The organism is Microbacterium ginsengiterrae (assembly GCF_014205075.1).
Classification (GTDB): Bacteria; Actinomycetota; Actinomycetes; order Actinomycetales; family Microbacteriaceae; genus Microbacterium; species Microbacterium ginsengiterrae.
In genome coordinates this window covers 45,862-63,191 of sequence record NZ_JACHMU010000001.1, presented here as the reverse complement: position 1 = coordinate 63,191, position 17,330 = coordinate 45,862, and the positions used below count along the sequence as shown (strand labels likewise).

Annotated in this window: 16 protein-coding genes; 11 read left to right on the top strand and 5 right to left on the bottom strand. The window is 67.7% G+C overall.

Annotation, left to right across the window (positions count from 1 at the left end):
* Nucleotides 1–22 precede the first annotated feature (22 nt).
* Together qcrC and ctaE are read right to left on the bottom strand one after the other, a co-directional pair.
* Nucleotides 23–826 (bottom strand): cytochrome bc1 complex diheme cytochrome c subunit, encoded by an 804-nt coding sequence (gene qcrC / locus HD600_RS00320; protein ID WP_144796680.1) that lies wholly within the window; start codon nucleotides 824–826, stop codon nucleotides 23–25.
* 20 nt (nucleotides 827–846) lie between these two features.
* Nucleotides 847–1,542, bottom strand: coding sequence for an aa3-type cytochrome oxidase subunit III (gene ctaE / locus HD600_RS00315; RefSeq protein ID WP_144796678.1), 696 nt, complete (start codon nucleotides 1,540–1,542; stop codon nucleotides 847–849).
* Nucleotides 1,543–1,679: 137 nt separating this feature from the next.
* On the opposite strand from ctaE, the gene trpD reads away from it, so the two are divergent.
* Nucleotides 1,680–2,744 (top strand): anthranilate phosphoribosyltransferase, encoded by a 1,065-nt coding sequence (trpD, locus tag HD600_RS00310; protein WP_144797133.1) that lies wholly within the window; start codon nucleotides 1,680–1,682, stop codon nucleotides 2,742–2,744.
* A 6-nt stretch (nucleotides 2,745–2,750) separates the two neighbouring features.
* Nucleotides 2,751–3,737 (top strand): PHP domain-containing protein, encoded by a 987-nt coding sequence (locus tag HD600_RS00305; protein WP_184280760.1) that lies wholly within the window; start codon nucleotides 2,751–2,753, stop codon nucleotides 3,735–3,737.
* Between the two features lie 23 nt (nucleotides 3,738–3,760).
* Here the strand turns inward: HD600_RS00305 and HD600_RS00300 are convergent, their stop codons facing one another.
* From HD600_RS00300 to HD600_RS00290, 3 genes are read right to left on the bottom strand one after another with little or no spacing between them, the layout of a single operon-like run.
* A complete protein-coding gene (locus HD600_RS00300; RefSeq protein WP_184280758.1) occupies nucleotides 3,761–4,681 on the bottom strand; it encodes a 5'-3' exonuclease in 921 nt (306 codons plus the stop codon).
* A 47-nt stretch (nucleotides 4,682–4,728) separates the two neighbouring features.
* Entirely contained in the window at nucleotides 4,729–5,562 is an 834-nt protein-coding gene (locus HD600_RS00295) for a PKD domain-containing protein (RefSeq protein WP_184280756.1), read from the bottom strand.
* A complete protein-coding gene (locus tag HD600_RS00290; RefSeq protein WP_184280755.1) occupies nucleotides 5,556–6,104 on the bottom strand; it encodes a hypothetical protein in 549 nt (182 codons plus the stop codon). The genes HD600_RS00295 and HD600_RS00290 overlap by 7 nt, the downstream gene beginning before the upstream one ends.
* Nucleotides 6,105–6,315: 211 nt before the next feature.
* Between HD600_RS00290 and rpsA the strand changes: the two genes are divergently transcribed.
* The 9 genes from rpsA (at nucleotide 6,316) to uvrB (ending at nucleotide 17,328) form a co-directional block, all read left to right on the top strand.
* Entirely contained in the window at nucleotides 6,316–7,779 is a 1,464-nt protein-coding gene (gene rpsA / locus HD600_RS00285; RefSeq protein WP_144796668.1) for a 30S ribosomal protein S1, read from the top strand.
* 157 nt (nucleotides 7,780–7,936) lie between these two features.
* The gene (locus HD600_RS00280; RefSeq protein ID WP_184280753.1) at nucleotides 7,937–8,788 is read left to right on the top strand and encodes an ABC transporter ATP-binding protein; all 852 of its coding nucleotides are present in this window, start codon (nucleotides 7,937–7,939) and stop codon (nucleotides 8,786–8,788) included.
* The gene (locus HD600_RS00275; protein ID WP_184280751.1) at nucleotides 8,785–9,813 is read left to right on the top strand and encodes an aliphatic sulfonate ABC transporter substrate-binding protein; all 1,029 of its coding nucleotides are present in this window, start codon (nucleotides 8,785–8,787) and stop codon (nucleotides 9,811–9,813) included. Before HD600_RS00280 ends, HD600_RS00275 begins: the two co-directional genes overlap by 4 nt.
* Nucleotides 9,813–10,649 (top strand): ABC transporter permease, encoded by an 837-nt coding sequence (locus HD600_RS00270; RefSeq protein ID WP_184280749.1) that lies wholly within the window; start codon nucleotides 9,813–9,815, stop codon nucleotides 10,647–10,649. Before HD600_RS00275 ends, HD600_RS00270 begins: the two co-directional genes overlap by 1 nt.
* Nucleotides 10,640–12,667 (top strand): acetate--CoA ligase, encoded by a 2,028-nt coding sequence (gene acs / locus HD600_RS00265; protein WP_184280747.1) that lies wholly within the window; start codon nucleotides 10,640–10,642, stop codon nucleotides 12,665–12,667. The genes HD600_RS00270 and acs overlap by 10 nt, the downstream gene beginning before the upstream one ends.
* Before the next feature lie 8 nt (nucleotides 12,668–12,675).
* Nucleotides 12,676–13,980 carry an O-acetylhomoserine aminocarboxypropyltransferase/cysteine synthase family protein gene (locus tag HD600_RS00260; protein ID WP_184280746.1) on the top strand — a complete coding sequence of 435 codons (1,305 nt, stop codon included), beginning with the start codon at nucleotides 12,676–12,678 and terminating at the stop codon, nucleotides 13,978–13,980.
* Entirely contained in the window at nucleotides 13,977–14,558 is a 582-nt protein-coding gene (locus HD600_RS00255; protein WP_184280744.1) for a CoA-binding protein, read from the top strand. The genes HD600_RS00260 and HD600_RS00255 overlap by 4 nt, the downstream gene beginning before the upstream one ends.
* Nucleotides 14,559–14,604: 46 nt before the next feature.
* Nucleotides 14,605–15,204: a dephospho-CoA kinase gene (gene coaE, locus HD600_RS00250; protein WP_184280742.1), complete on the top strand. Its 600-nt coding sequence runs from the start codon at nucleotides 14,605–14,607 to the stop codon at nucleotides 15,202–15,204.
* 48 nt (nucleotides 15,205–15,252) lie between these two features.
* Entirely contained in the window at nucleotides 15,253–17,328 is a 2,076-nt protein-coding gene (gene uvrB, locus HD600_RS00245; protein WP_184280740.1) for an excinuclease ABC subunit UvrB, read from the top strand.
* Nucleotides 17,329–17,330: the final 2 nt, after the last annotated feature.

Genomic DNA, 17,330 nt, shown 5'->3' with positions numbered 1-17,330 from the left:
CGTTCCTCTTCGTGAATATGCGTCAGTTGGACTTCGCCGTGATCCACACGGTTGCGCCGATGAGGGCGCCGATGCCGAAGATCCAGATGAACAGGCCCTCGGACACCGGTCCGAGAGATCCGAGCGTGAAGCCGCCGACCTGGACCTCCTCCTGCTGGAACAGCAGGGCGGAGATGATGTCGCGCTTGTCCTCGTCGGACAGGTTCATGTCGCCGAACACGGGCATGTTCTGCGGGCCGGTGACCATGGCGGCGTAGATGTGCAGTGCGCTGGTGGTCGTCAGCGGCGGTGCCCACTTGCCCTCGGTGAGCGCTCCACCTGCTGCGGCGACGTTGTGGCACATCGCGCAGTTGATGCGGAACAGCTCGGCGCCGTGCGCGACGTCGCCTTCGCCGTCGAGGATCTCGGCGGCGGGGTAGCTCGGGCCGGGGGCGCTGTCCTGGACGTACGCGGCCATGGCCTCGATCTGGTCCTGCGTGAACTGCACCGGCTTCTGCGGAGCCTGGGGGCCCTGCATCTGCAGCGGCATGCGTCCGGTCGCGACCTGGAACTCGACCGCGAGCTCGCCCACGCCGTACAGGCTGGGGCCGGCGTCGGTGCCCTGGAGGTCGAGGCCGTGGCAGGTCGCGCAGTTCGCCTGGAACAGCTTCTCGCCGTCCTCGACCGTCAGCTGCGTCTGCGCTGTCGTCTGGGTGTCGTTCGCCGCCATCGCGGCGGATGCACCGGCGTAGATGCCTCCGGTGATCAGGAGTCCCGCTCCGATGAGAGCCGCAGCGGCCAGGGGGCTACGGCGTCCGTTCGAGCGACGCTTCTTCTCTCGTGCCATTTCGCAGGTCAGCTCCGCTCTTATTTCAGGAAGTAGATGACGAAGAACAGCACGATCCAGACGACGTCGACGAAGTGCCAGTAGTACGACACGACGATCGAGGAGGTCGCCTCCTTGTGTGCGAAGTTCTTCACTGCGAACGCGCGTCCGATGACGAGCAGGAACGCGATGAGTCCGCCGGTGACGTGGAGGGCGTGGAAGCCCGTGGTGAGGTAGAACGCCGATGCGTAGGCGTCAGCCTGGATCGGCATTCCCTCGGCGACCAGCTGGGCGTACTCCCAGACCTGGCCGGAGACGAAGATCGCGCCCAGCGCGAAGGTGACCCAGAACCACTCGACCATTCCCCAGCCGAAGAGGCGACGGCGACCTGCGCCGTTGAGCTGCCCCTTCTTGATGCGGTAGGCCTGGAGGTCCTCAGCCGCGAACACACCCATCTGGCAGGTCACGGAGGAGAACACCAGGATGGCCGTGTTGACGGCGGCGAACGGAACGTTCAGCAGCTCGGTGCTGGCCGCCCAGAGCTCGGGGGACGTGCTGCGCAGCGTGAAGTAGATCGCGAACAGTCCCGCGAAGAACATCACTTCGCTGCCGAGCCACACGATGGTGCCGACAGCTACCGGATTCGGGCGCTTGATCGTTCTTGCCGCCGGGGCATAGGTCGCTGAGGTGGTCACCCCTCCATTATGGCCGATCCGCGAGCGTGATTCTTGCACCATGGGCCCCCGATTCGCCTTCCTGAGACTTAGGAGACCCTAAGAAAACACTGCGAATGTCCGGTGAATGCACGGGAAATCAAGGAAGGGGCACGATCCGGCATCCGAATGTCCGACCTGTTCTCGCAGATATGATCGCAATCATGGATTCCCTCACCTGGCCCGATGTTCTCGCGCAGCTGCTGGAGCGGCACGATCTCAGTGTGTGGGAGTCGACCTGGGCGATGCGGCAGATCATGCAGGGCAAGGTCTCCGACGCGCAGATCGCCGGGTTCCTCGTCGCCCTGCGCGCCAAGGGGGAGACGATCGACGAGATCGTCGGATTCCGCGACGCGATCCTCGAGTCCGCCGTTCCGCTGCCCGTGTCGCCGGACGTGCTCGACATCGTCGGCACCGGCGGCGACCGCGTCGGCACCGTCAACGTGTCGACGACGGCGGCGATCATCATCGGCGCCACTGGGATCCCGGTGGTCAAGCACGGCAACCGTGCGGCCAGTTCCGCGTCCGGCTCTTCTGATGTGCTCGGGGCGCTCGGCCTCGAGATCTCGCTCTCTCCCGCGGACGTCGCGGCGGTCCTCGACCGCACGGGCATCACGTTCGCCTGGGCGGCGGCCTTCCATCCCGGCTTCAAGCACGCCGGCGCCGCCCGCAGCGAGCTCGGCGTCCCGACGGTGTTCAACATGCTGGGGCCCCTGTGCAATCCGGCCCGAGCCGAGGCGAACGCGGTCGGTGTCGCACAGCTGGAGCGCGTGCCGCTGATCACGGGTGTCTTCCGCACACGCGGTGCGACCGCGCTGGTGTTCCGTGGCGACGACGGTCTGGACGAATTGACGACGACCGGTCACAGCCGCATCTGGGAGGTCTACCGCGGCGACGTCCACGAGCACGACCTCGATCCGAGGGATCTCGGGATCCCCACGGCGGATCTCGCCGACCTGATCGGTGGAACGCCCGATCACAACGCCGGAGTGCTGCGCGACACCCTCACCGGCACGAAGGGGGCGGTGCGCGACATCGTGCTGCTCAACGCGGCGGCCGGGATCGTGGCGTTCGAGCTCTCGAAGGACGCGACCCAGGCGACCCGCCCCATCCTCGAACGGCTCAAGGAAGGATACGAGCGCGCAGAGGCTGCGATCGACGACGGGAGAGCGGCGGCGAAGCTCGAGGACTGGATCGCGGCGACCAAGGAACTCGCCACGGCGTGAGCTGACATGGACCCGATCGACGCGCTGCTCGAGATCGCCACACTTCTCGAGCGTGAGCGCGCATCGCGGTACCGCGCCAAGGCGTTCCGCCAAGCGGCTGCGACCCTGAAGGCTCTGCCCGCAGATGTCGTGAACGACCCGTCGCGACTACGCGAGACGAAGGGGATCGGAGCGTCGACGTTCGCCGTCATCCAGCAGGCACTGGCGGGCGCGGTGCCCGACTACCTGGTGGATCTGCGCGGCGAAGTGGAACCCGAACGCACGTCGGCTCTGCGCGCGAAGCTGCGGGGCGACCTGCATGCGCACACCGAGTGGTCGGACGGCACGACGCCGATCGATGTGATGGCGGATGCGGCCAGGGCCCTCGGGCACGAGTACCTTGCGATCACCGATCATTCCCCGCGGCTGCGGGTCGCTCGCGGGTTGTCGGCGGATCGGCTGCGCGCTCAGCTTCCTGAGGTCCGTCGCGCATCGGGGCGCGGGCTCACCCTGCTCACGGGGATCGAAGTGGACATCCTCGACGATGGGGCGCTCGACCAGGAGCCAGAGCTCCTCGCCGAACTGGACGTGGTCGTGGCATCCGTGCACTCGAAGCTGCGCATGGAGTCCCGCGACATGACGAAACGGATGCTGGCGGCGGTGGCCCAGCCGCACGTGAACGTGCTGGGGCACTGCACTGGCCGTCTTGTGCAGGGCGAACGCGGGACGCGCCCGGAATCGGAATTCGACGCCCGCGCGGTGTTCGACGCCTGCGCGGACAACGGTGTCGCGGTCGAGATCAACGCTCGCCCCGAGCGGCAGGATCCGCCCGATGAGCTCATCGCCGTCGCACTCGAGGCCGGCTGCCTGTTCTCCATCGACTCGGATGCGCACGCTCCCGGTCAGCTCTCGCTGCTCGACTACGGAGCCGAGCGCGCCGAGAAGGCGGGGGTTCCTGCGGAGCGGATCGTCACGACGTGGGGCCTGGAGCGGCTTCGGGCGTGGGCGGACTGACCGGAACGAGCTGACCTCGCCGGTCAGTCGGAGAGCGCCGCGATCGCCCGATCCATCGACGAGCCGAGGTTCCACCGGGCGGCGAGGTCGCGTGCCGCGTCCGCCATGGCGGGGTCGAGCGGGCGGGTCGGCACCGTCGGGGCTTCGATGTCGAGGTCTCGCGCGACCTCGACGACGGTCGGTGCGACATCGAGGTAGTCCGAGGCTGCGGCGATCTTCGCGCGCACGCCGGTGCTCATCCCTTCTCCTGCGGCGGCGGCCGCGCGGATGCCGTCGAGGTCGCCGTGCGCCTTCAGCAGGGTGGCGGCCGTCTTCTCTCCGACGCCCGCGACGCCGGGGAGTCCGTCCGAGGTGTCGCCGCGCATGGTCGCGAAGTCCGCGTATTGAGACGGGAGGACGCCGTACTTCGCGACGACGGTCTCATCGGTGACGATCTCGAGGTTGCTCATCCCTCGTGCGGTGTAGACGACGCGGATGCCGCGGTCGTCGTCGACGAGCTGGAAGAGGTCTCGGTCGCCGGTGACGATGTCGATGGGCCCGGTGGCACGGGTGGCCAGCGTGCCGATCACGTCGTCCGCCTCGTGCTCGGCGGCACCGATGATCGGGATGCCGAGGGTGGTGAGTGCCTCGCGGATGAGGGGGAGCTGCGCCTCGAGAGGGTCGGGCACCTCCTCGACGTCCGGACCGGTGGAGACGACTTCGACGACCCGGTGCGTCTTGTAACTCGGGATGAGGTCGACCCGCCACTGCGGCCGCCAGTCGTCGTCCCAGCAGGCGACGATGTGCGAGGGGTCGTACAGGCTGACGAGCTTCGCGATGATGTCGAGCAGGCCGCGGGTCGCGTTGACCGACGTGCCGTCCGCTGCCTTCACCTTGTCAGGGATGCCGTAGAAGGCGCGGAAGTACAGAGACGCGGTGTCCAGCAGCATCAGCTTGTCGCTCATGCGTTCAGCTTGGCACAGGCCGCCGACGCGGCCGCGGGAGCATGCGGTCAGCAGCCGGGGGAGGTGGGAGCCTGCGCGCACGTGTACGCGACGAGCGCCGTGTGGGCCTGGAAGATACGGATATCCCGTGCAGGGCCGGGTGCGGTGACTTCACCGTCGACGGGGAACCAGCCGACGCCGAGGTCGACCTCGGCGGTGTATCGGACATCGACCCTGGCCGTGTACGTGCCGCGTTCGGTGTAGGTGTGGCCGGTGTCGGTCGGTGTGAACTGCGCCTGCCCGAGGCTCTCCCACGTCGCGCCGCCCGACGACGCGGTGAGCGTTGTGCCGTCGCCGAAGGAGAAGTCGTACGCGGACGGGGTGAACCGTACGGAGATCGGGAATCCGAAGAGTGACGCATCGACCGTGTGCACGGATGCCGCGGCCACGAAGTTCATCGGCAGCCCGACGACGCCGACGTCGTCCGGCTCGCCGTGGATGACGGAGCCTGCGGGTGCGAAGCGGACGAGATCGGAGATGGTCACGGCCGGTATCGCCGGGGCGTCATCCTCCTCCATCTTCTCCTCGGCCTCTTCCGATGCGCGGAAGCAGTGGATGTAGGAGTCCCAGTCGATCAGGCACTGGTCGAAGTCGAATGGCTTCTGCGGGGACCACGAGTCGTCCGTCGGCGGTTGCCAGCCGACATCGATGGGGGAGGAGCCGGGGTCCCCGCCCGTCTCCTGCGACCCGTCGATGATGATCTCCGTGCCGGTGTTGTTGTCGCACAGCCCAAGAAGGGCCAGCTCCTTCGCGCATTCGGCACCCGATGAGACCATGTGGATGGGACTGAGGGTCGCAGCGAGGCTCATGGCGACAGTCGCGCCGATCTTGACTGTCAGCATCGCGGATCTTCCGCGAGCTCTTCAGCGGCTATGAGCAAGTCGTCCCCGACTGCAATGAAAGTAACTGTCTGAGCCACTTTCGATGCTCGCTCGGGCGGTGTGACGTCGTCGCCGTGACTATCACGAACGACTGCCTGACTTGCGTCGAGGCAAACAAGGCCTACTACCTGCGGTGGGTGCTCTGTTAGCGACACGCTAATGCCGTCAAAGAGCTCCAACTCCACCCGACCGTCAAGTCGCAGGCCCGATTCACGAAGCTGGTTCAGCGCTTCGATGTCGCCTTCAAGAGCTGAGCCCAGAAGAAAATCCTGCGGGTTAGGTGTGGCGAGACCATCCCGGCGCGCGTTCCCAGCGTCGTTGTACGCGCGGTAGGTCTCCTCGGCCGCGGTGAAGGCCTCTTCCTCGCTGGCGAACGCCGCCGTCGGGGTGGGCGTCGGCTCCGCCGCCGGGCCGCATGCGCTCAGCGCGACGGCGGCGACGGCGGCGACGGCGAGCAGCGCTGCTGCGCGAACCCGGCTCATCGTCGATCGGCGGAAAGTCACGCGCCAACGCTAACGTGAACCGCCACGGCGGTGCGCAGTTATCCACATGGTCATCCGGGGTGGATCTCTGGTAATCTGAAGTGTCACTCGTGACGCGTACACGCGCGCCCGAGTTTCACCAATCAAAATCCATTCGCTCCTCCGGCTGGTCCACGCGTGCGTGAACGAACGGAGAAGCCCGAGTTACCACCCAACAAGGACAACCCACTACATGACTACCGCAACGACCGCCCCGGCCACCAAGCAGGTCGCCATCAACGACATCGGATCTGCTGAGGACTTCCTGGCCGCGGTCGAGAAGACTCTGAAGTTCTTCAACGACGGCGACATCATCGAAGGCACGATCGTCAAGATCGACCGCGATGAGGTTCTGCTCGACGTCGGATACAAGACCGAGGGTGTCATCCCCTCCCGCGAACTTTCCATCAAGCACGACGTCGACCCCAACGAGGTCGTCAAGGTCGGCGACGTGGTCGAGGCCCTCGTTCTCCAGAAGGAGGACAAGGAAGGCCGACTGATCCTCTCCAAGAAGCGCGCCCAGTACGAGCGTGCATGGGGAGACGTCGAGAAGATCAAGGAAGACGACGGCGTCGTCACCGGAACCGTCATCGAGGTCGTCAAGGGTGGCCTCATCGTCGACATCGGTCTCCGTGGCTTCCTGCCGGCCTCGCTCATCGAGCTGCGTCGCGTCCGCGACCTGACCCCGTACCTGGGTCAGGAGATCGAGGCGAAGATCCTCGAGCTGGACAAGAACCGCAACAACGTCGTCCTCAGCCGCCGTGCTCTCCTCGAGCAGACGCAGTCCGAGTCGCGCACCACGTTCCTCAACAACCTGCACAAGGGCCAGGTCCGCAAGGGCCAGGTCTCGTCGATCGTCAACTTCGGTGCGTTCGTCGACCTTGGCGGCGTTGACGGCCTCGTGCACGTCTCCGAGCTGTCCTGGAAGCACATCGAGCACGCCTCCGAGGTCGTCGAGGTGGGCCAGGAGGTCACCGTCGAGATCCTCGAGGTCGACCTCGACCGCGAGCGCGTCTCCCTGTCGCTGAAGGCGACGCAGGAGGACCCGTGGCAGGTCTTCGCCCGCACCCACGCGATCGGTCAGATCGCTGCGGGCAAGGTCACCAAGCTCGTTCCGTTCGGTGCGTTCGTCCGCGTCGCAGACGGCATCGAGGGCCTCGTGCACATCTCCGAGCTCTCCAGCAAGCACGTCGAGCTGGCTGAGCAGGTCGTCTCCGTCGGCGAAGAGGTCTTCGTCAAGGTCATCGACATCGACCTGGAGCGTCGTCGCATCTCGCTGTCGCTCAAGCAGGCCAACGAGTCGGTCGACCCCAACGGCACCGAGTTCGACCCGGCTCTGTACGGCATGCTCGCCGAGTACGACGACAACGGCGAGTACAAGTACCCGGAGGGCTTCGACCCCGAGACCGGTGCGTGGAAGGAAGGCTTCGACGCTCAGCGCGAGGCATGGGAGCAGGAGTACGCTGCAGCCCAGGCTCGCTGGGAGGCGCACAAGGCTGCCGTCGTCAAGGCCGCCGAGGCCGAGGCTGCCGCGGGCGACGACTTCGGCGCTGCCGCTGGTCAGTCGTTCACGAGCGACTCCACCGGCGCCGGCACGCTCGCCGATGACGAGGCTCTCGCCGCTCTGCGCGAGAAGCTCTCGGGCGGCAACGCGTAAGCACACCACTCGAACGGGCCGTCACCCCGCCTTCACCGGCGCGGGTGGCGGCCCGTTTCGTATGCGCGCACGTGCGCAGACAGCGGAGGTTCCGCGCGTGTGACGGTACGTTACGGCGTGACTCGTCACATCTCGTCCGCTCCGCGACGATGGACGAATGAGCACCGCACTCCTTCCTCCCCGCACGGAGAACACCGCCCGTACCGGCGCTGCGACCGCCGTGCGCCTGGAAGGCGTGGAGCGTCACTTCCCCGTCTCCGACGGTCGCCGGCAGGTGCTGCGCGAGCTCGACATCGACCTCTTCGCCGGTGAGATCGTCGCCGTCGTCGGCCCGTCCGGGTGCGGCAAGTCGACGCTCCTGCGGCTCATCGCGGGACTGGACGCCCCGAGCGGCGGTGCCATCACGATCGACGGTTCCGGCGTCTCGGACACCGACGAGCGCACAGCCGTCGCATTCCAGGAACCGCGGCTCCTCCCGTGGCGCACTCTGGCTCAGAACGTCGAGCTCGGCCTCCCGCGATCTCTCAGGGGCAAGACGGCGCGCGCCGAGCGCGTCGGAGAACTCCTCCGCCTCGTCGGGCTGGATCACGCGGCCGCGCAGCGGCCACGAGAGGTGTCGGGCGGCATGGCGCAGCGCGCCTCCCTCGCACGTGCCCTGGCGCGCAACCCCAGCGTTCTGCTGCTCGACGAGCCCTTCGGTGCGCTCGACGCGCTGACGCGCCTGCGCATGCAGGACCTCCTGCTGGACATCCACGCCGCAGAGCCAACGACCATCCTCCTCGTGACGCACGACGTCGAGGAGGCCCTCTACCTCGCGGACCGGGTGCTGCTGCTGCGCTCCCTCGCCGTGGACCCCGACCCGGATGCCGCCTCGATCGCTCGCACCATCAGCGTTCCCGGCATCCGCCCGCGCGACCGCGCCGATCGCGGTATCGCGAAGCTGCGCGCCGAGCTCCTCGAGGGGCTGGGCGTCGACACCCATCACAGCGACACTCTGGAGACCCGATGAGCCTCATCACCCGACGAATCCTCCCTGCGACCGCGATCGCGGGAGCGATGATGCTCGTGGCCTCCGGCTGCGTCGCGGGAGAGAACGCCGACGCGGCATCCGAGTCCGCCTCGGGCGAATGGTCCGCGAGCACCGTGACGGTCGACTGGGCGACCTACAACCCACTGAGCCTGGTGATCAAGGACCAGGGCATCCTCGACGACATCCTCGGCGACGACGTGACGGTCGAGTGGGTCCAGTCCGCCGGCTCCAACAAGGCGAACGAGCTGCTGCGCTCCGGGTCTGTCGACGTCGGTTCCACAGCCGGGTCGGCAGCGCTGCTCGCGCGCGCCAACGGTTCGCCCATCAAGGTGATCGACATCTATTCGCAGCCCGAGTGGTCGGCGATCGTCACGACGCCGGACAGCGGCATCACCACCGTCGCCGATCTCGCCGGGACCTCGGTCGCGGCGACCAAGGGCACCGACCCGTACTTCTTCCTCCTGCAGGCGCTGGAGGAGAGCGGCCTGAGCGTCGACGACGTCGAGGTGCAGAACCTCCAGCACGCGGACGGGCGCGCGGCGCTCGACGGCGGATCCGTTGAGGCATGGGCCGGGCTCGACCCGATCATGGCCGCCGCAGAGGTCGAATCCGGTGACCAGCTCGTCTACCGCAACGTCGACTTCAACACCTACGGTTTCCTCAACGCGACCGAGGACTTCATCGACAACCACGCCGATCTCGCCCAGGCCGTGGTCGATGCCTACGAGCAGGCTCGCGAGTGGGCGCTGGCGAACCCCGAGGAGACCGCTCAGCTGCTCGCCGACGCCTCAGGCATCGACATCGAGGTGGCGACCACGGTGATCGAGGAGCGCTCTAACCTCGACGTCGACGGTGTCCCCGGCGACGCGCAACTGAAGGTCCTCGAGAAGATCGCTCCGGTGATCGTCGACTCGGGCGACGTGCAGGGCGGGCAGGACGCCGTCGACAAGGCACTGTCCGAGATCATCTTCCCGGACTTCGCGCAAAAGGCCGTGCAGGGCTGATGAGCCGGGTCGCCCAGGGCGTCACGGGCGAGGCAACGCGACGCGCGCAGGACGAGCCGGGCTCCGGCCCGCGCAGTCTGTGGTCCCGCCCGGGAGTGCGCGTCATCGGCGGGCTCCTCGTTCCCGCCGTCATCCTCCTCGTCTGGCAGATCGCCACGACCTCCGGGCTCGTGCCGGCCTACCGACTCCCCACCCCGGGGTCCGTCATCACTGCGGGCGTCGAGCTGGCGGAACGCGGACAGCTGTGGACGCACATCGCGATCTCCGTGCAGCGCGTCCTGCTCGGCTTCGCGATCGGATCTCTCGTCGGCCTCGCGGTCGCGGCGATCGTGGGTCTGTCCAAGCTCGGTGACGTGCTCTTGAGCCCGACACTCGCCGCACTCCGTGCCGTGCCGTCACTGGCCTGGGTGCCGCTGCTGATCCTGTGGATGCAGATCGGGGAGGAGTCGAAGATCACGCTGATCGCGATCGGCGCGTTCTTCCCCGTCTACACCTCCGTCGCCGACGCCCTCCGGCATGTGGACCCGCACCTCGTCGAGGCCGGACGTTCGTTCAGCCTCCGCGGGTGGTCGCTGTTCCGCACGGTCCAGTTGCCCGCGGTCGTCCCCTCGGTGATGTCGGGCCTGCGTCTCGCGCTCGCCCAGTCGTGGCTGTTCCTCGTCGCGGCAGAGCTCATCGCGTCCTCGATGGGGCTCGGGTGGATGCTCAACGACTCGCAGACCAACGGTCGCGTCGACCGCATCCTGCTCGCCATCGTGCTCCTCGCGCTGCTGGGCACCATCACCAACGCCATCCTCGGCTTCATCGAAAGGCGCCTGCTCACGCGATGGACCTGATCGAGACCGCTCTGCCCGAAGCACGACTGATCGAAGACCGCGTCTACCCGCCGTCGCCGGAGTTCCTCGCTCAGGCCAACGTCGCCGGAGACGCCTATGCTCGCGCCGATGCCGACCCCATCGCGTTCTGGGAGGATGCCGCGCGGCGACTCGACTGGGTGACCCCGTGGCACACCGCCATGCAGTGGCAGCCGCCGACCGACGGCGCGATCCCTGCGGCGCGCTGGTTCGACGGCGGCACGCTCAACGTCGCATACAACTGCGTCGACAGGCATGTCGCCGCCGGTCGCGGAGGCAAGGTCGCCCTGCACTTCGAAGGCGAGCCCGGCGACCGCACGACGGTCACCTACGCCGACCTGCAGCGACGGGTCGCCCAGGCCGCCAACGCGCTGACCTCACTGGGCATCGCTCCAGGCGATCGGGTCGTCGTGTACCTGCCCGTCCTCATCGAGACGATCGTCATCGCGCTGGCGTGCGCGCGCATCGGCGCGGTGCACTCGCTCGTGTTCGGTGGATTCTCCGCGGAGGCCGTACGCTTCCGTCTCACCGACACCGGCGCCAAGCTGCTGGTGACCAGCGACGGGCAGTACCGGCGGGGTTCCGCGGTGGAAGTGAAGTCCGCCGCCGACGTCGCGGCCCACGATCTGCCGGCACTCGAGCATGTGCTCGTCGTGCGACGAACAGGCCAGGACGTGCCGTGGACCAACGGGCGGGACGTCTGGTGGCATGATGTCGTCGACACGGCGAGCCCCGAGCACACCGCGCAGCCCTTCGCCGCGGAGCATCCGCTGTTCATCATCTACACGTCCGGCACGACGGGGAAGCCCAAGGGGCTCGTGCACACATCCGGCGGCTACCTCGCGCACGCGAGCTGGGCGCACTGGGCGCACTTCGACGCGAAACCCAACGACGTGCACTGGTGCACGGCTGACCTGGCATGGGTCACCGCGCACACCTACGAGATCTACGGGCCGCTCTCGAACGGTCTCACCCAGGTGATCTACGAGGGGACGCCGGACAGTCCTCATCGGGAGCGGCACCTCGAGATCATCGAGCGCTACGGCGTGACGGTGTACTACACGGCCCCGACGCTCATCCGCACCTTCATGACCTGGTTCGGCGAGCATCTGCCCTCAGGGCACGACCTGTCCAGTATCCGCCTGCTCGGCACGGTGGGGGAGGCGATCAACCCGGAGGCGTGGGTGTGGTTCCGGCGCACCTTCGGACGCGACGAGCTTCCCATCATCGACACGTGGTGGCAGTCGGAGACAGGGGCGGCGATGATCGTCCCGCTGCCCGGCGTGACCACCCTGAAGCCAGGCTCCGCGTCCGTCGCACTGCCGGGGATCGACGTCGCCGTCGTCGATGAGAACGGTGCCGAGGTACGGGCAGGACAGTCGGGCACCCTCGTCGTCCGTCGCCCCTGGCCCGGCATGGCCCGCACCGTGTGGGGGAACCCGCAGCGCTACCGCGACTCGTACTGGTCGACCTACGCCGGGCACGGCGAGTTCGGTGGGTACTACGTCGCGGGAGACGGGGCGACCCGCGACGAGGACGGGCACATCTGGATCCTCGGCCGGCTGGATGACGTGGTCAACGTCTCCGGTCACCGCCTGTCCACGATCGAGATCGAATCGGCCCTCGTCGCCGACCCGAGCGTCGGGGAGGCGGGTACGGCGGGGGTCGCCGACCCCCTCACGGGGCAGGCGGTGGTGGCCTTCGTCATCCCCTCCGGAAACGGAGAGGTCACGGCATCCGCCCTCCGCGATCGCGTCGCCCGTGAGATCGGACCGGTCGCCAAGCCGCGCCACATCGTCCTCGTCCCGGATCTGCCCAAGACCCGGTCGGGAAAGATCATGCGCAGGCTCCTCGCGCAGCTCTGGGAGGCCGAGCAGGACCGGCGCGCCGGCCGGACGCCGCAGCCGCTCGGAGACATCACATCGCTGCAGAACCCGGATGCCGTGGCGGCCATCGCCACCGCCCTCACCCGGTTCGGCACCAGCCAGGAAACACACTGAAGGAAGACATGACGGAAGAACACCGCTTCGGGTTCCGCACCCGGGCCCTCCACGCCGGCGGGACGCCCGACGCCGCCACCGGTGCGCGCGCCGTGCCGATCTATCAGACGACCTCCTTCGTCTTCGACGACGCGAAGGATGCCGGCAACCTCTTCGCGCTACAGAAGTACGGCAACATCTACTCCCGCATCGGAAACCCCACGGTCGCTGCCCTCGAAGAGCGGCTCGCATCGCTGGAGGGTGGGATCGGGGCCGTGGCGACGGCATCCGGGATGAGCGCCGAGTTCATCACCTTCGCCGCGCTCGTCGGCGCCGGAGACCACGTCGTCGCCTCGGCCCAGCTCTACGGCGGCACCGTCACTCAACTCGACGTGACGCTCCGTCGATTCGGAGTGGACACGACGTTCGTCCCGTCGACAGACCCCGCCGACTACGCGGCGGCGATCCGACCGGAGACCAAAGTCGTCTACGTCGAGATGATCGGCAACCCCTCCGGCGAGATCGCCGACATCGAGGGGTTGGCCGCCGTCGCGCACGACGCCGGCCTTCCGCTCGTCGTCGACGCGACGCTCGCCACCCCGTACCTCGCGCGTCCGCTCGAGCACGGAGCGGACATCGTGATCCATTCCGTCACGAAGTTCCTCGGCGGCCACGGCACCACCCTCGGCGGCGTCATCATCGAGAAGGGCACGTTCGACTGGGGCAACGGCAAGTTCCCGCAGATGACGGAACCCGTCGCCTCATACGGCGGCATCAAGTGGTGGGACAACTTCGGCGAGTACGGCTTCCTCACCAAGCTGCGCTCGGAGCAGCTGCGCGACATCGGTCCCGCGCTCAGCCCGCAATCGGCCTTCAACCTGCTGCAGGGCATCGAGACGCTGCCGCAGCGGATCGACGCCCATCTCGCGAACGCGCGCGTCGTCGCCCAGTGGCTGGAATCGGACCCCCGCATCTCCTACGTCACCTGGGCGGGGTTGGAATCGCACCCGCATCACGAGCGTGCCGCCAAGTACCTTCCTCTTGGTCCGGGGTCGGTGTTCGCGTTCGGCGTCGCCGCAGAGGACGGCCGAGCAGCCGGGGAGACCCTCATCGAGAGCCTGCAGCTCGCCTCGCACCTCGCCAACATCGGGGATGCGCGCACACTCGTCATCCACCCGGCATCCACCACCCACCGCCAACTCACCGCGGAGCAGCTCGTCGCAGCGGGTGCTCCGGCGGACCTCATCCGCATCTCCGTCGGTCTGGAGGACCCGGAGGACATCATCTGGGACCTCGATCAGGCCCTCACCGCAGCGACGGGAGCCACCCGATGACCACGAACGATGCGTGCGAGTTCACTCCACCCGTCAGTGCGCCGGCGGCCGTGTCGTGCGAGCTGCCCGGCGCCTCCGTCGCCGTGGCTCCCGGTCGTTCCTGGGCCGGACCCGGCCAGCAGGAACGATTCGCGCTGCTGCGTCGATCCCGTTCCGTCGCGATCGTCGGCGCCTCCAGCAATCCGGCGCGCGCCTCGTACTTCGTCGCCACGTACCTGCTGTCCAGCTCACCGTACGACGTGTACTTCGTGAATCCGATGGCGGACGAGATCCTCGGCCGACCGGCGTATGCCTCGCTCGCCGAGCTGCCCGTCGTGCCCGACATCGTCGACGTGTTCCGCAAGCACGACGACCTTCCCGGTGTCGCGCAGGAGGCCGTCGACATCGGCGCCGGCGCGCTGTGGCTGCAGCTGGGTTCCTGGAACGAGGAGGCCGCGGCCATCGCCGAGACGGCGGGGTTGTCGGTCGTCATGGACCGCTGCATCAAGATCGAGCACGCCCGCTTCCACGGCGGACTGCACCTGGCCGGATTCGACACGGGCGTGATCAGCTCGAAGCGGCAGCTGCTGTCGCGCTGAGGCGTCGGCGGCCGGCGTGGCACATCTCGCGTGTCAGGATGGACGCATGCCACTCATCGCCCTCACCGGGGGCATCGCCTCCGGGAAGTCGACGATCGCCCGGCGCCTGCGGGAGCACGGTGCGATCGTCGTCGACGCTGACCAGATCGTGCGCGACGTCCAGGCGCCGGGGTCCCCGGTGCTGGACGACATCGCCGAGGCGTTCGGCCCGGATGTGCTGGACGACAGCGGCGCGCTCGACCGCGCGGCGCTCGGGACGCGGGTGTTCGGTGACGACGAGGCGCTCCAGCGGTTGAACGCGATCGTGCACCCCGCTGTGAGGGCCGAGTCGGCACGGAGGTTCGCCGCGGCGTTCGCGGAGAATGCTGCGGCCGTGGTCGTCTACGACGTGCCGCTGCTCGTCGAGGCGCGCGTCGACGATCCGTGGGACACGATCGTGGTGGCGCACGCGCCCGCGTCGGAGCGGCTCCGCCGACTGGTGGAGCTGCGGGGCATGGAACCGGATGCCGCTCAGAAGCGGATCGACGCACAGGTCTCCGACGAGAAGCGGCTCGCGCTCGCGGACATCGTGATCGACACCTCCGGCACCATCGACGAGACGATCGCCCGGACGGATGCGGTCTGGAGCCGTCTCACGGCCGTATGACCGGGAATCACCGGCCCCGATGTCGGTGGCGACGCTTACGCTGGAAGAATGCAAACCACGCGTAACGTCCGTCCGTTCGAGGTGGTCAGCGAGTACATGCCTGCGGGCGACCAGCCCCAGGCGATCGCCGACCTCGCGGCGCGCATCAATGCCGGTGAGACCGACGTCGTGCTGCTCGGCGCCACGGGTACGGGAAAGTCGGCGACGACGGCGTGGCTGATCGAGCAGGTGCAGCGGCCGACGCTCGTGATGGCGCACAACAAGACGCTGGCGGCGCAGTTGGCGAACGAGTTCCGCGATCTCATGCCGAACAACGCGGTCGAATACTTCGTGTCGTACTACGACTACTACCAGCCGGAGGCATACGTCCCCCAGACGGACACCTTCATCGAGAAGGACTCGTCGATCAACGCCGAGGTCGAGCGGCTGCGTCACTCCACGACGAACTCCCTCCTCAGTCGGCGTGACGTCGTCGTCGTGTCCACGGTCTCCTGCATCTACGGTCTCGGTGCCCCGGAGGAGTACCTGCGCGCCATGGTGGCACTTCAGGTGGGGGAGCGGTACGACAGGGATGCGCTGATCAGACAGTTCATCTCCATGCAGTACAACCGCAACGACGTGGACTTCTCGCGCGGCAACTTCCGGGTCCGCGGCGACACGATCGAGATCATCCCGGTCTACGAGGAGCACGCGATCCGCATCGAGCTGTTCGGCGACGAGATCGAGGGGCTCTACTCCCTGCACCCGCTCACCGGAGACGTGATCGAGAAGCTCGACGCCGTGCCGATCTTCCCCGCGTCGCACTACGTCGCCGGCACCGACGTGGTCCAGCGCGCGATCGGGACGATCGAGGCCGAGCTCGCACAGCGGCTCGAGGAGTTCGAGCGTCAGGGCAAGCTCCTCGAGGCGCAGCGTCTGCGCATGCGCACGACGTTCGACCTCGAGATGCTGCAGCAGCTGGGCTTCTGTTCGGGCATCGAGAACTACTCGCGGCATCTCGACGGGCGCGCCGCGGGCGAGCCGCCGCATACGCTGCTGGACTTCTTCCCCGATGACTTCCTCCTCGTCATCGACGAGTCGCACGTGACGGTGCCGCAGATCGGGGCGATGTACGAAGGAGACGCGTCGCGTAAGCGGACGCTCGTCGACCACGGCTTCCGACTGCCCAGCGCGATGGACAACAGGCCACTGCGCTTCGACGAGTTCAAGAACCGGATCGGTCAGACGGTGTATCTGTCGGCGACACCGGGGAAGTACGAGATGGGCATCGCCGACGGCGTGGTGGAGCAGATCATCCGCCCCACCGGACTCGTCGACCCGCAGATCATCGTCAAGCCCTCCAAGGGGCAGATCGATGATCTGCTCGAGGAGATCCGCGTCCGTGTCGAGCGCGACGAGCGTGTGCTCGTGACGACGCTGACGAAGAAGATGGCCGAGGAGCTCACCGACTTTCTCGGCGAGCACGGTGTCCGGGTGCGGTACCTGCACTCCGACGTCGACACCCTGCGCCGGGTGGAGCTGCTCAGCGAGCTGCGCTCCGGTGTCTACGACGTCCTCGTCGGCATCAACCTGCTCCGAGAGGGTCTCGACCTTCCCGAGGTGTCACTTGTGGCCATCCTGGATGCCGACAAGGAGGGTTTCCTGCGATCGGGGACCTCGCTCATCCAGACGATCGGCCGTGCGGCACGAAACGTCTCGGGTGAAGTGCACATGTACGCGGACAACATGACCGATTCGATGGCGAAGGCGATCGAGGAGACCGAGCGTCGACGCGACAAGCAGATCGCGTACAACAAGGAGCACGGCGTCGACCCGCAGCCGCTGCGCAAGCGGATCGCCGACATCACCGACGCCCTGAACAGGGAGGCGTCCGACACGCAGGAGCTGCTGCGGGGCAAGGGGCGGACGAAGTCCGGCAAGGGGAAGAGCCCGACGCCTCAGCTCCGTCGCGACGGCATCGCCGCCGAGGGCGCTCAGCAGCTCCAGGCGACGATCGAGGATCTCTCCGCCCAGATGCTCGCCGCCGCGGACGAGCTGAAGTTCGAGCTCGCCGGCCGACTGCGCGACGAGGTGCAGGATCTCAAGAAGGAACTGCGGGCGATGGAGCGGGCCGGCCACGCCTGACC

Coding starts and splice junctions, on each gene's coding strand:
- HD600_RS00260 (WP_184280746.1), top strand. CDS start 12,676: ATGACGGAAGAACACCGCTTCGGGTTCCGCACCCGGGCCCTCCACGCC.
- ctaE (WP_144796678.1), bottom strand. CDS start 1,542: ATGGTGCAAGAATCACGCTCGCGGATCGGCCATAATGGAGGGGTGACC.
- HD600_RS00305 (WP_184280760.1), top strand. CDS start 2,751: ATGGACCCGATCGACGCGCTGCTCGAGATCGCCACACTTCTCGAGCGT.
- HD600_RS00295 (WP_184280756.1), bottom strand. CDS start 5,562: ATGCTGACAGTCAAGATCGGCGCGACTGTCGCCATGAGCCTCGCTGCG.
- HD600_RS00255 (WP_184280744.1), top strand. CDS start 13,977: ATGACCACGAACGATGCGTGCGAGTTCACTCCACCCGTCAGTGCGCCG.
- HD600_RS00275 (WP_184280751.1), top strand. CDS start 8,785: ATGAGCCTCATCACCCGACGAATCCTCCCTGCGACCGCGATCGCGGGA.
- rpsA (WP_144796668.1), top strand. CDS start 6,316: ATGACTACCGCAACGACCGCCCCGGCCACCAAGCAGGTCGCCATCAAC.
- HD600_RS00270 (WP_184280749.1), top strand. CDS start 9,813: ATGAGCCGGGTCGCCCAGGGCGTCACGGGCGAGGCAACGCGACGCGCG.
- acs (WP_184280747.1), top strand. CDS start 10,640: ATGGACCTGATCGAGACCGCTCTGCCCGAAGCACGACTGATCGAAGAC.
- coaE (WP_184280742.1), top strand. CDS start 14,605: ATGCCACTCATCGCCCTCACCGGGGGCATCGCCTCCGGGAAGTCGACG.
- qcrC (WP_144796680.1), bottom strand. CDS start 826: ATGGCACGAGAGAAGAAGCGTCGCTCGAACGGACGCCGTAGCCCCCTG.
- uvrB (WP_184280740.1), top strand. CDS start 15,253: ATGCAAACCACGCGTAACGTCCGTCCGTTCGAGGTGGTCAGCGAGTAC.
- HD600_RS00300 (WP_184280758.1), bottom strand. CDS start 4,681: ATGAGCGACAAGCTGATGCTGCTGGACACCGCGTCTCTGTACTTCCGC.
- HD600_RS00280 (WP_184280753.1), top strand. CDS start 7,937: ATGAGCACCGCACTCCTTCCTCCCCGCACGGAGAACACCGCCCGTACC.